We start from the raw sequence: 12415 nt of genomic DNA on the forward strand, positions 1-12415 counted from the left end.
CGACGCGGAGTCCTTTTTTTTTAATTTTTCTCCGAATTTTACCGACTAACCATCAATAGTTGTAGAATAAAAATCCTAGTTTCGATTCAATACCATTCCCTATGAAACCTTCGTTCGCAATTTTAGGTTCCGGAAGCATCGGTACTTACCTCGGTTGTAAATTGCTGGCCGCAGGCAATTCAGTGACTCTTTACGGTCGCGAAAGAATTCAGAATGAATTGAAAACTTTTGGAGCAAAGATCACAGATTTTTCAGGCAATGAGATCCTTCTTCCTCCCGGTTCGATTCCGTTTACGACTTCTCTACAAGGTGTTGCGGATGCCGATGTTTTCTTGGTTACGGTCAAGTCCAAGGACACAAAGGATATAGCACAAGAACTCGGCGGGATCCTTGAGAAGAGACAAAAGAAACATTCTCTTTCGAATGCGCTTCCCATCGTAATCAGCTTTCAAAACGGAGTGAGAAACGCAGAGGTTTTGAAAGAAGGTTTAAAAAATCTTCCGGTGGAAGTGTTGGCGGGAATGGTTCCCTTTAACGTCGTTTCCAAGGGAAACGGCCACTTTCATAAAGGAACGAGCGGTAATCTTGTGGTCGAAAATTCTCGTTCCGGTCGTGTCATTGTGTCCGTTTTAAATCGAGCCGGCCTTTCGGCTAACACGCATAAAAATATCGTCGGCGTTCTCTGGGGAAAACTCATCTTTAACTTAAATAATTCTTTGAATGCGCTTTCAGGGCTCACCCTAAAAACCGAAATTTCAAAACCGGGATATCGTAAGATTCTCTCGAAGCTCATGAAGGAATCTCTGGAAATCCTGAGACTTGCTGAAATTCAACCGGTGCGTTCCGGAAAGATGATTCCTGGTTTGGCGCCCTTCATATTAACTCTTCCCGATTTTCTTTTTTTTAGAATCGCTTCCGGAATGGTGAAGATTGATCCGGAGGCGCGTTCTTCTATGTGGGAGGATTTGGTGAAAAAACGACCGACCGAGATCGATTCTCTCAATGGAGAAGTGATCAAATTGGCCGACGTGATGGGACATCCTGCACCTCTCAATCGTGAGGTAGTCCGATTGATTAAGGATGCGGAGACAAATCCGAAGATTCTGAACTTGAGTGCGGAAGAACTCGCGCAAAAAATGAAAATTACATTGGATTAGCTTTTTAGAATATTCCAAATTGATTTATTTCTTACCGCTTCTTTACGGACATATTTTTCTTCCCATTCTTTAAGACTAAGTCCTTCTTTTGCCGCCTGTTTTTCGCGAAATCCGTTTAGCAACGATTTTGTGATCGGATATCCCGCAAATGCGGAAGGAATTCCTATTAAAAACCCTCCCAGGAACATCGGCGCGCCCATGTCGTTTATCAAAAATGAACTCCAGTATTTTAAACCTTCGTATAATTCCATCGAACTGGAATGATTGATCACTTCTAAGATACGATCAAAACTCATAAAAGCTATATTCCAACCGAGAATGTTGTAGGCGAAAGCGCCTGTGACATAGAAGACGTAATAGAAAAATGGAAGCGTGACCGGATTCGTAATCCAAATCATAGCGATTGCGATCGGCATATAAAAACGGATTCCTACGATTCTAAGAAGAATCCAAGTGATTAGTCCAAGATACATTTGAATTCCGATCAGAGGAGTGAGAGACCAAAAAAGTCCGATCGAGGTTCCTAAGCAGACTTCCTTTACCGGCGCGTGTGATTGTTGAAAGGGAAGGATGATCTGTTGGTGTATGAGTCTATAAACTGCTTTTATCATGATCGAAATCAAAGATCAGCTTTGATTCTTTCCTTTGTATAAGTTTGTAAAGCGTTCAGATATTCTTTATGGAGGGGAAAAATCTCGATCGCCTTTTTGATTTCTTCTTCAGCTTTGACTGGATCTTTTCTCTTTTCAAAATAAAATTTAGATAACAAAAAGTGGGATTCCGATTTCAGAGCCTTGCCTCGGAAAGCTTTGGTAACTCCTTTTTCCAAGGAGGCGATCGCGCCTTCCGAATTTCCTTCCATGATAAGACAAAGACTAAATCCGTAATACGCGTCTCCTTTATCGGAAAGGGAAATTGAGTTTTGAAATTCGCTCAGACTTTGTTTCCTCAGATTTTGTCTAAGATAAAGACTTCCTAAATTCTCATGAAGAATCGCTTCGTGATCGGGTCCCTTTTCCTTTGCGATCAAGAGCGCTTCTTGAAAGGTTTTTTCTGCCTCTTTGTATTCTTTATTGGATTCGAAGACGAGTCCTAACCCGCGTTTGCAATCCAAGGATTTCGGATCCAAGGAAAGACACTTGATAAAATCTTTCTGCGCGCCGTCCTGATTTTTTTGGAGATAACGAATCCAACCTCGAACGTAGAGAAGCTCCGCGGTGTCCCCTTTTTGTTTTAAGGTTTCTTCTGCCTTTTGAAGCGCTTCGACGAGATTGTCTTTTTCGGTGAGGTCTCGAATTTCTAAAATCGAAATCGAATCCTTTTTATTGCAGTTCGAAAACAAGAAGAATAATAAAGTTGTAATAAACGAAAAATGTAGGAAAATTCTAAAGTTTGAAATTATTTTTTTCATATGTGTAATAAAACCCTTTCCTCAGGAACCGTATCCTTACCGGTGAATCATTTGAATCTTACGGAAAATCCGTCGTAACAACGACAAAGTTCTCCGTGAAAGTGGCGCGCCCCACCCTGTTTTGGGTGGTGGGGTGGGGGGTGGAAAGCACCGGGTGACTTTTCTCTATCATAAAATCATTATTTTGCAAATACAAAGTATCCCTTTGTCGGAACTCCCACAAAGATTCTTATTTGGATCGCGTTGTTTTCAAATCAATTCCTGCCTGGAAAAAAGGGAAAACAAGCACGGACCTTCTTTTTAAACTTTGCAAAAAATTTCGATCTTTCTTTCGCCTTCCCAGAAAGGATCCAATAACGTTCGATAAACGCAATCCGGAAAGAAGAGCAAAACATCTTTTTTCAAAGAATCTTCGATCATTCCGATTTTAAAACGAAATCAGAGCTGACTTTCTAAAAAACTTGCGACCAATTCCGCGGATTTTTTTCCCTCTTCGATACATTCTTTCGCCCGATGGAATTCCATAAGACCTATGTTTCTGAGTCTCGGTGCGATGATTAGATCCGGAGGATCTCCTGCCATTCTGCTTCGTGTGATTCTAATCTGCATAACGTTGATGCTCTTCGACATCACTTCGATCATTCCCGGCTTTTCATCCTTTTCCTTTTGGAGATTCTCATCCAAATCCTTTCCCCAGAAACGGGACATGAAAGATTTTCGATTGTTTTCCTTTTCAATCCCTTCCTCCGGAGAATCCTTCCGATCCAGAAGATCTTGATTGAGATCGACTGCGATTACGAATTCCGCGCCCATCGCCTTACAAAGAGAAACAGGTACGGGGTTTACAAGTCCTCCGTCGACTAACCAACGTTCTTCTCTTTTTACGGGGGAAAAAATTCCGGGGAGGGAAATGGAAGCGCGAACCGCTTGTGGAACAGAACCATCTCGTAGCCAAATCTCGGCTCCGTTGTCTATGTCCGTAGCAACGGCTCCGAATTTTTTTTCTAAGTGCTCAAAGTTGAGATCTTTGAATTCTTTTTCAAAAAAGTCGAAGAGTTTCTTTCCGCTAATCAAACCACCTCCGAAAGAAATGTCCATAAATCCTAAAATATCTTTCCATTCCAAGGTTTGGACCCATTCTTCCAGTCGATCCAGCTTTCCCGCGGCGTAGAAGGCTCCTACGATGGATCCGATGGAAGTCCCGCAGATGATATCCGGTTTCCAACCGTAGGATTCCAAGACTCGTATAACGCCGATATGCGACCATCCCCGTGCCGAACCGCTTCCCAGGGCCAGGCCGACGATTCTTTTTTTATCCTTTTTCAATGGGTTTCCCTCTTTTTTTATTTAAGATTCTTTGAAAAAACGAAAAAGATCCAGTCATATGGAAATTTTTTACCTTTAATATTCCGTCAGTTGTTATATGCAATTGACGACCATCAATTGAATTTCAACTTTAATTCGGAACGGATCTAAATTCGAGATGCAATTTTCAAAAATATTTTTTTTCCTAATTGGTCCGTTCGCTTTGATCATCCTGGTAATGATTTCCTCTCCTTGGCAGGCCGGAGACGGACTTAAGGCCTATCAAGGTAAGATCGATTTGAGAGGAATCCAAGATCCGAATTTCGGAATGACCAAACTGAATGGAGAATGGGAATTCAATTGGCTTCAAGAACCGGACGATCACATCGAAAATCTCTCCAAAGGATACATCAGCGTTCCCGGTTCCTGGACGAATGAAAGTAAAAATCATCAAGCGTTTCCTAAATTCGGCTATGCCACCTATCGACTCAGAGTGTTTCTTCCCGAAGTCTGGAAACACAAGATACTTTCCGTTTCTCTAGGAAGTGTGTCGTCTGCCTATCGCGTTAAGATAAACGGGGAGGTCATCGGTGAGGGTGGTACGCCGGGATTGACCGCGGAAACTACGGTTCCAAGAATCGAACCGAGGGATTTTTTATTTGCCGCTAACAACGGCGAAGCTCAGATCGAAATTTTTATCTCCAACTTTACCTCGACGATCCCCGGAATTCTTCTTCCCGTGTCGATCGGCCCGGCCGATTCTGCGAGCGTTTCGAGGGCGATCACGCTTTTCTTCGATATCTTTTCGTTCAGTAGTCTTCTGATCATGGGGATCTATCATATCTTCCAGTATCTTTATCTAAGAAGTAGCGTATCTCCGTTGTATTTCGGAATGTATAGTTTGGTGATTTGCCTCAGAACTTCCCTAATCAATTCAAAAATCATTATGCTCTTCTTTCCGGAAGTTCCCTGGTCCTGGATCAATAAGATCAATCACTTGACGTTATCCGTAAGTGTTCCGTTTTTCCTTTTGTTTTTCAGTTCGGTTTTCGCGCCTTACGTCAACCGAAAGTTCATCAACGCGGGAGTGATCTTCTCGATCATTTTTTCGATCGTGACTTTATTCGGGGATATGCAATTCAACAATCAGAATATTTCTATCTATCATTACTTTATTCTAATCATCATATTCTATCTTTTTTATACGATTCTAAAGATCGATTTCGAGAAAGAAAGAAATTATACTTATATCCTTTACGGTTCTGGAATATTGTTTATCGCCGTGTTAGTGGATCTTTTTTACGCCCGTGTTTTGAAAACCGGAAGTATTCAAACTTCGCACTACGCCTTGGTGTTTTTCGTTTTTCTTCAGTCGCTTTTGTTGGCGTCTGAGCGATCTCGCAAGTTTGCGGAAACAAGGGAATTGGCTCTCAACCTAAGAACTTCGAACTTAGAATTGTTCGAAATGAAGGAACAACTCGTTCAAAAGATCGAAGATCGAACCAGAGTTCTCAACGACAACATCATCCAGATCAATCGAGAATTGGAGATCGCGCAAAACGTTCAAAGGAAGATTCTAACGCCTCTGGATCGAACGATTTCGGGAATTCGATTTTTCTACGAGTACATGCCTCTGGAAAAAGTGGGCGGCGACTTTTTAGACGTTTCCGAAATTCTTCCCGGAAGAATTCGAGTGATGATCGCGGACGCAGTAGGACACGGCGTCCAGGCCTCTTTGATGACGATGGCCTTAAAGACGGAATACGAAGAACTTAAGAATCTGGAGAATCCGGCCCAGATTCTGAAAGAATTGAACTTTCGCTTTTTGAAAAAATTCGATTCTTTGGAAAGTATTTTCCCATGTTTGATCGGCGATATCGACATTGAAAAAGAAGAATTCACTTACGCGTCTGCGGGTCATCCGGATCAAATCTTACAGATGCCGAACGAGTTTCCATCTTTGATTCATAAGACCGGTCCGATCCTGGGTTTGTTTGAATCGCTCGAAATCGCTTCGAAGACGATTCCGTTTCCGACCGGATCGCGTCTTTTGTTGTTCTCCGACGGACTTATCGAAAATCGTATGAAGGATTCCTTAAATACCAAACAATACAATATGGAATTGATTACGAAATGTCTTCACGAAGGAAGAGAGAATAGTCTGAATACTTTGATTCAAGAGATCATAAAAATCGAGGAATTGACGAGAGGAGACAATCCACGTTACGACGATATCACCGTCATAGCCGTGGAATCGTATCCAACGAAAAAAGGTTAAGCGACAACCACGAGTTCACCGGAGCATTTTACTTCCCCGGAATCGTCGGCCGCTTCTAACGAAACCGTAATCAACTTTTCGCCGTTTTCTTCCTTCTTTCTTTTTACCTTTCCGGTACAAGTAAGCTTTTGACCGGGTTTGGTCATATTCTTAAATGTAACTCCGAATTCGCGGATTTGTTTCTGATCCGCCCAAGAAGTACAGAGTCTTCCGAGTTGGGCCATCACATACATACCGTGTGCGATGGTTCCGTCCAAGCCGGTCTTGCGCGCGAAGTCGGGATCATTGTGAATCGGATTAAAATCTCCGGATGCTCCCGCATACCGTACGAGATTCGCGTGTGTGATCACGTCCGTTTTGAGAGGAGGAAGTTCGTATCCGACTTCAATTTTATCAAAATCAATCTTACTCATATCAAGCCTCCGGTTTTCTGATGAAAATCGACATTTCCGCTTCTACAAGAGATTCGCCTTTCGCGTTTCGAATCGTAGTTTTGAAAGTCATCGTATCCATCTTTCCGACAGTAACGTTTATACATTCACCTTGAGAAGAGATTCTTCCGGGAAGAATGGGTTTGAGATACGTATATTTTTCTTTGAGGTGAAGAACCCGAGACGTATCCACTCCCATGTTTTCCATATCTTGCCAAATCTTTGGATAACCCCAGAACTGAATCACGGTTGCAAAGGTAGGAGGAGCAGGGATGTCTTCGTATCCCGCTTTCTTAGCGGCTTCTAAATCGAGATGGATCGGGTTGGTTTCCCCGATCGCCTGACAGAACTCGCGGATCTTTCCTTTCTCTACGTCGAATTCGTAGCGATCCAGCTTGGTTCCGATCAGGTCTTTGGATATTCCTTTTACTGACATATAAAGTTCCTGAGAATTGTTTTTAAAAAAGGGCTTTCGACCGGATTCAATGTTACCAGAAAAGAAGAATCCGGTCGATGATTTTTTTAGGAAAAAACAGAACAAACGTTCTGTCTGTTAGCTGGAATGTGCATCAAACCATTTTTTGAGATCGGAAAGAACCTTGGTTCTATCCTCTAAACGTTCGTTCATCGTTTCGTGATAAAGACCGTCGTAAATTTTCAAAGTCTTATCGGAAGAACCTACCACTTCAAAGAAAGCCTCGCTTCCGGTGTAAATCGCGATTGCATCTTCTTTTCCGTGAAAGATGTAAATCGGGATTTTGATTTTTCCTGCGTTTCCGAGAATCGGGGCTTCCGAGTTGAGAAGCATGTTCCCCAGATAACTCGAAGCCATTCCGTGAACCAGCGGATCTTTTTTATAGGCTTCCACCACGGCTTTGTCGCGGCTCAACGCGTTCACATCTAAACCCGTTGGCAAAGTGAGATTCGGCAAGATTTCGGAAATGAAAGGTGCGATTCCCTTTTTGATCATTAGGCTGAAATCCATCTTTGCTCGAATGGGAAGAGCAGAGACGATCAATGCGTTGAGATTTCCTTGATTGGTTCCTTCTTCCGCATAAAGGGTAACGATCGCGGCTCCCATAGAATGACCCAAAAGAGTCACCTTAGGAACCTTCTCTTTTTCCTTTGCGATCGAGATGAGTTTGTCCAAGTCGGTAAGAAAGTCCGAGAAAGAATCGATGGCGCCTCTTTTTCCTTCGGATCTTCCGTGTCCTCGCGAATCGATTAAGTAAAGGGCGGTTCCGGTTCCGGCCAGAGCCTCTACTAAAAATTCATAACGACCGCTGTGTTCTCCGATTCCGTGCTGAACGACGAGAACCCGATTTCCCTTTCTCCCTTCCTTGGGTTGATAGGTGCGGTAAAAAATTTTTGACCCTCCGCTTCCTGCGAAAGTATCATCCTGTAGATTGTAAGAATTACTCCATGACATAGCGAAACGTGTTTTAAACGGAAACGATCCTTTGCAAAGAGAAAAAAATTTCATTTGTTAAAAATTCTCGGTTTCAAGGGGGTTCTTTTCAGTTGTCGATAAGGTGGAAGCGATTTTTCTGGATTCATGTTCTCATACCGAACGTTCGTTGATAGAAGCGGATTCTTGAATCACTTGATTCTTATGTTGTTTCTTCTGCTTCATTGTAACCGAATCGAGGAAACCGAAAAGAATGTTGTAAAAGAGGATCTTACCAGACTTCTGAAAAGTTCCGAATTTGTCTGTTCCGGAGACACAAATAAGGAGATAGAAAAATTTCGTTCCCATTGGAAAAAGAATCCCGGACGTTATTCCGGACTCGATCCCAGAGACCGATGGAAGAATGTTCAGCTAACACTGTATGTCGATGAGACACTTTTTATTAACGAATCTCAAGATTCCTTATTTATTCCGTCCGGAGAAGAATGTTCCTTAACGATCAAAGAATCCTCAGGTCAAAACGGACTTCTTTTCGAATTTTATGCTACTATCCTTTCGCAAGGTTTTGGGGAATCCGATAATGGAGAATTGAAAATCTTTTCCAGTGAAAAGGAAATTTATTCCCACACATTTAAGAATCAAAAAGAAGAATGGAAAAAGTTTTCACTTCCGTTGAACGAAATAAATTTAAACGGACATTCGCATTTTAGAATCCGCTGGAATTCAGGGAACGGATCGGCTCTTTTTTTAGGCTCTCCCGTGATTTTGAAAAAGGAGAAAACGAAACGAAAAAATGTGATCTTAATCGTGATCGACGCGCTCCGGCAGGATGCGTTGTCCTCCGGCGGATCGCTGTTTCCAACGACTCCCGTTTTGGATTCCTTCTCCAAAGACTCGATCGTCTTTAGAAACACGATCGCAAACGGAAATTGGACGAAACCCTCCATGCTTTCCTTTTTTACTTCCGAAGTGGCGTCTAACTTAGGTTTGGGCAACGCCTGGTTTTACACTTCAAGTCAACAGCGAAAGATATTTTATTCAAAAAAGCCGCTCACCCTTCCAAACGCTTTTCGAGGACAGGGCTACTTTACCGAAAGTATAATGAATAACGTTTTTCTAATGGATTACACTTCTGTCGGAGTCGATTTAGGTTTTCACAAGATTCAACAAGTGGGAAAAGATACCTTGGATACGGAAGAACTCGTTTCCAGGACGGAGACTTTTTTTCGGGAACATAGAGACGATTTGTTCTTTTTGCATTTGAACCTAAACACTCCTCACTGGGGGTATCGCCCTCCGACCAGATTCTTACAAGAATTGAAGGAGAAATCCGATCCTTCCTTGTGGAAAAGTTTGGATGAATACCAACAGAAATATTTGGGAGAGGTCCGTTATACGGATTTTCTCCTAGGAAGAATTTTCGAAGAACTCAAAAAACAGGGATTATTTGAAAACACCTGGATCGTCGTTACGAGCGATCACGGAGAGATGTTAGAGAAGTCGCATTATTATCATCATCATTTCATCACGGAAACCGTCTACGCGCACGGAGAAACCCATTACGAAAAGGAAATTCGAGTTCCTTGGATCATTCATCCGCCGAAGGATTTTCAAAATCAAATTCAAAAAAGAGATTTTGCGGAACAGGTCTCTCTCCTATCTTTACTGCCGACATTGCTGAGTCTAAATGGAATCGATTATGAAGCGGAAAAGTTGAAAGGAAACGATTACTCAAATCGGATTTTCGGAAAAGAAGGACCCGATTTCGAGCCGGTCATTTATACGGAAGGGAGATACTCAGAATCCATTCAGACACCGAAATTTAAATATTTGCGAAGATATCCCGGTTACGATACCGTTCGAAGGACCAGAGAAGGTATTCCGCATAAAATGCCGGAAGAGTTGTATGATCTAAAAAATGATCCGAAAGAACTCACAAATATCGCTGAAACGAATTTGGAATTGTTAATCGACGCTCGAAAAATACTAAAAGAAAACCAACTCGATAAGAATGTGTTTACACTTCGACTTCCCAGATGTGAAAAAGATTGTGAACGTGAGATTCGTTTTTTCTCAAAGGCTGGAATCTACCGTGCGGATTTTACCGCAGACTCGAAAGTTATCAGTGAAGATTCGAAAAATTTAAATCTTTTTCTTCCGAAAGAATCGAATCGTTTCGAGCAAACTCTTTCGATCAAAACCGTAGATGTTTCTCCTATCTTTCGACTTCAGATCTTAAGGGACGGTAAGAAAGAGGATTATAGAGTGGGGCGATGGGGAATTCGATCCAGCGTTGCAGATTCGATTCTCGCGATGGAGCCTGATAACGTTTCCTTAGGAAGAATTCCCTATCGTTATTTTTCTTCCGAAATTCCGTTTCTGTATTATCATACCGGGTTTTCGGGTGGACGCGAATCTGCGGAAGAGGCGGCCATGGGTGAGGAAGTTCGAAAGATTTTGGAAAGCTGGGGTTATATTCACCAATAAAAGGTATGAAAACCTTTTTAACCTGGCACTCTGAAAAAGTTGAACTGATAGAGTACAATATTAAATTTTATTTATATTATTTTGCATGCAATCCTTGAATCAGGTTGAATGTTCAAATTGATATAGGAAGCTCGTTTTTCACTCATGGGATTTCTCATTCGACTTGGAACTTCCTGCGGAATTGCCCGGATTTTTTGAAAGATCTTCTTTGCGTAGGAGCTCCTATCAGAATCGAATTGCAGTAGGTCTGCTCGTAAATCGAAAGGTCTTAAAGAAACATAATTTGTAGGAACTGCAACAACTTACAACGAACGCACTGATCGTCCTAAACCTTTCATTTTGGATATTCTTACCAAAATTCTAAATGTAGGAACTCCTATCAGAATCGAATTGCAAAAGGTCTGCTTCGTAAACCGAAAGGTCTTAAAGAAACATAATTTGTAGGAACTGCAACGACTTACAACGAACGCACTGATCGTCCTAAACTTTTCATTTTGGATATTCTTACCAAAATTCTAAATGTAGGAACTCCTATCGGAATCGAATCGCAGAAAGTCTGCTCATAAACCGAAAGGTCTCAAAGAAACATAATTTGTAGGAACTGCAACGACTTACGACGAACGCGCCGATCGTCCTAAACCTTTCATTTTGGATATTCTTACCAAAATTCTAAATGTAGGAACTCCTATCAGAATCGAATCGCAGAAAGTCTGCTCATAAACCGAAAGGCCTCAAAGGTAATTCATCTGCGCAAACTCGATCGTTGCTTAAAGCTATCTGGACAATACCCTTTTTTTCTGCTTTTTAAAGATATTTGCGAAAGGGGGAAGTAAAATTGATTCCTATTTTTAATAATTTGATTTGACTAATCAAAGTAAATGTTTCTACTCTGGATTTATGCCTTCGGATTTTGTAAGTCAGGTTTTGGAATTCTATCCGAGGATTTTTTTCGCCTGTCATACAAGACACGTTGAGGATCCGAAGACAAAGCAGATTTTGACTGCAAACCAGGCGAGCATTTTGGATCACTTGGATGGTGACGACCCAGTTAGTCTATTCGATTTGGCACTCCATATGGGAGTGACTCCTTCTACGATGTCGATCACGGTCTCCCGTCTGGAAGTTATGGGTTATATCGTAAAAGAGAAAAATCCGAAAGACGGAAGAGGGACGCTCATTCGTTTAACAAAAAAGGGAGAAAGGATTAAGAGTAAAAAGTCCGTTCTGGATCCGAATCTGGTCAGAAATTTACTTAAAAGATTGAGTAAGGAAGAACAAGAAGCCGCTGTAAAAGGTTTGGGTTTGCTCGCTTTTGCCGCAGAGCTAGAAATGAAGAATAAAAGTCTTTCTCGATCCTGGTCCAAAAAGAAATGAAACAGCATATGATAGAAAATAATATGCAAGTAAAAGAATATTCAGGAGTGAAGATCTATGGTTTATACGATTCTTATTTACGTATTCGTTTTTGTAGTTCTCTTGGCGGGAGGTATCTACGGAATAGGAGCTAACCTTCCGATCGAACATTCCTCTTCTCTAGAACGAGTGTTTAAAACGACACCGGACCGAATTTATTCTCTCATTCGGAATTTTAAAGAATATCCTTCTTGGAGACCGAATCTAAAAAAAATTGAAGAAATTTCCTCCTCGTCTTGGAAAGAAACAGATTCTCATAACGACATTATGACCTATTCTTTCGTTCAAGATCACAAAAACGAACTCGTAGAATCTAAGATTCTAGATGAAGATAAGCCGTTCGGAGGTTCCTGGACTTTCGAATTAAGTTCCCTTCCGAACGGAACCAGACTCAAGATCACAGAAAACGGAAAGGTTTTTTCGCCGGTCTTTCGATTCTTTTCCAAATATGTTTTCGGACATACAGCGACCATTCGAACGTATTTGGAATTTATGGAAAAAGAAATTCAGAGAGGAGAGAATTAA

11 protein-coding genes are annotated in these 12415 nt (G+C 41.6%); 5 read left to right on the forward strand and 6 right to left on the reverse strand.

Annotated elements, in window-relative coordinates; all coding sequences use genetic code 11:
• Positions 1-101 precede the first annotated feature (101 nt).
• Positions 102-1157 (forward strand): 2-dehydropantoate 2-reductase, encoded by a 1056-nt coding sequence (locus tag DLM75_RS05000; protein WP_118967372.1) that lies wholly within the window; start codon positions 102-104, stop codon positions 1155-1157.
• Here DLM75_RS05000 and DLM75_RS05005 read toward each other — a convergent pair.
• The 3 genes from DLM75_RS05005 to rssA form a co-directional block, all read right to left on the reverse strand.
• The gene (locus tag DLM75_RS05005) at positions 1154-1768 is read right to left on the reverse strand and encodes a DUF2062 domain-containing protein (RefSeq protein WP_118967995.1); all 615 of its coding nucleotides are present in this window, start codon (positions 1766-1768) and stop codon (positions 1154-1156) included. The genes DLM75_RS05000 and DLM75_RS05005 overlap by 4 nt on opposite strands.
• An 8-nt stretch (positions 1769-1776) precedes the next feature.
• The gene (locus DLM75_RS05010) at positions 1777-2568 is read right to left on the reverse strand and encodes a tetratricopeptide repeat protein (RefSeq protein ID WP_118967373.1); all 792 of its coding nucleotides are present in this window, start codon (positions 2566-2568) and stop codon (positions 1777-1779) included.
• Between the two features lie 438 nt (positions 2569-3006).
• The gene (rssA, locus tag DLM75_RS05015; protein ID WP_118967374.1) at positions 3007-3894 is read right to left on the reverse strand and encodes a patatin-like phospholipase RssA; all 888 of its coding nucleotides are present in this window, start codon (positions 3892-3894) and stop codon (positions 3007-3009) included.
• 157 nt (positions 3895-4051) lie between these two features.
• On the opposite strand from rssA, the gene DLM75_RS05020 reads away from it, so the two are divergent.
• Entirely contained in the window at positions 4052-6151 is a 2100-nt protein-coding gene (locus tag DLM75_RS05020) for a SpoIIE family protein phosphatase (RefSeq protein WP_118967375.1), read from the forward strand.
• Here DLM75_RS05020 and DLM75_RS05025 read toward each other — a convergent pair.
• From DLM75_RS05025 to DLM75_RS05035, 3 genes are all read right to left on the reverse strand, one after another.
• Positions 6148-6564 carry a MaoC family dehydratase gene (locus DLM75_RS05025; RefSeq protein WP_118967376.1) on the reverse strand — a complete coding sequence of 139 codons (417 nt, stop codon included), beginning with the start codon at positions 6562-6564 and terminating at the stop codon, positions 6148-6150. The two genes, DLM75_RS05020 and DLM75_RS05025, sit on opposite strands and share 4 nt — an antisense overlap.
• Position 6565: 1 nt before the next feature.
• On the reverse strand, positions 6566-7018 hold the full coding sequence (locus tag DLM75_RS05030) for an FAS1-like dehydratase domain-containing protein (protein WP_118967996.1): 453 nt from the start codon (positions 7016-7018) through the stop codon (positions 6566-6568).
• Positions 7019-7135: 117 nt separating this feature from the next.
• Positions 7136-8011, reverse strand: a complete 876-nt coding sequence (locus tag DLM75_RS05035) for an alpha/beta hydrolase (protein WP_241547859.1) — start codon at positions 8009-8011, stop codon at positions 7136-7138.
• A gap of 126 nt (positions 8012-8137) precedes the next feature.
• Between DLM75_RS05035 and DLM75_RS05040 the strand changes: the two genes are divergently transcribed.
• The 3 genes from DLM75_RS05040 (at position 8138) to DLM75_RS05050 (ending at position 12415) form a co-directional block, all read left to right on the forward strand.
• Entirely contained in the window at positions 8138-10477 is a 2340-nt protein-coding gene (locus DLM75_RS05040; protein WP_241547829.1) for a sulfatase, read from the forward strand.
• Positions 10478-11374: 897 nt separating this feature from the next.
• Positions 11375-11851, forward strand: coding sequence for a MarR family winged helix-turn-helix transcriptional regulator (locus DLM75_RS05045; RefSeq protein WP_118967378.1), 477 nt, complete (start codon positions 11375-11377; stop codon positions 11849-11851).
• A gap of 57 nt (positions 11852-11908) precedes the next feature.
• Positions 11909-12415 (forward strand): LIC10604 family protein, encoded by a 507-nt coding sequence (locus tag DLM75_RS05050; RefSeq protein WP_118967379.1) that lies wholly within the window; start codon positions 11909-11911, stop codon positions 12413-12415.

Origin of the sequence: Leptospira stimsonii (assembly GCF_003545885.1) — a bacterium.
Classification (GTDB): domain Bacteria; phylum Spirochaetota; class Leptospiria; order Leptospirales; family Leptospiraceae; genus Leptospira; species Leptospira stimsonii.

Excerpts from the sequence above, each read along its gene's own strand:
- DLM75_RS05000 (WP_118967372.1), top strand. The coding sequence starts at position 102 with ATGAAACCTTCGTTCGCAATTTTAGGTTCCGGAAGCATCGGTACTTAC.
- DLM75_RS05005 (WP_118967995.1), bottom strand. The coding sequence starts at position 1,768 with ATGATAAAAGCAGTTTATAGACTCATACACCAACAGATCATCCTTCCC.
- DLM75_RS05010 (WP_118967373.1), bottom strand. The coding sequence starts at position 2,568 with ATGAAAAAAATAATTTCAAACTTTAGAATTTTCCTACATTTTTCGTTT.
- DLM75_RS05020 (WP_118967375.1), top strand. The coding sequence starts at position 4,052 with ATGCAATTTTCAAAAATATTTTTTTTCCTAATTGGTCCGTTCGCTTTG.
- DLM75_RS05025 (WP_118967376.1), bottom strand. The coding sequence starts at position 6,564 with ATGAGTAAGATTGATTTTGATAAAATTGAAGTCGGATACGAACTTCCT.
- DLM75_RS05030 (WP_118967996.1), bottom strand. The coding sequence starts at position 7,018 with ATGTCAGTAAAAGGAATATCCAAAGACCTGATCGGAACCAAGCTGGAT.
- DLM75_RS05035 (WP_241547859.1), bottom strand. The coding sequence starts at position 8,011 with ATGTCATGGAGTAATTCTTACAATCTACAGGATGATACTTTCGCAGGA.
- DLM75_RS05040 (WP_241547829.1), top strand. The coding sequence starts at position 8,138 with ATGTTCTCATACCGAACGTTCGTTGATAGAAGCGGATTCTTGAATCAC.
- DLM75_RS05045 (WP_118967378.1), top strand. The coding sequence starts at position 11,375 with ATGCCTTCGGATTTTGTAAGTCAGGTTTTGGAATTCTATCCGAGGATT.
- DLM75_RS05050 (WP_118967379.1), top strand. The coding sequence starts at position 11,909 with ATGGTTTATACGATTCTTATTTACGTATTCGTTTTTGTAGTTCTCTTG.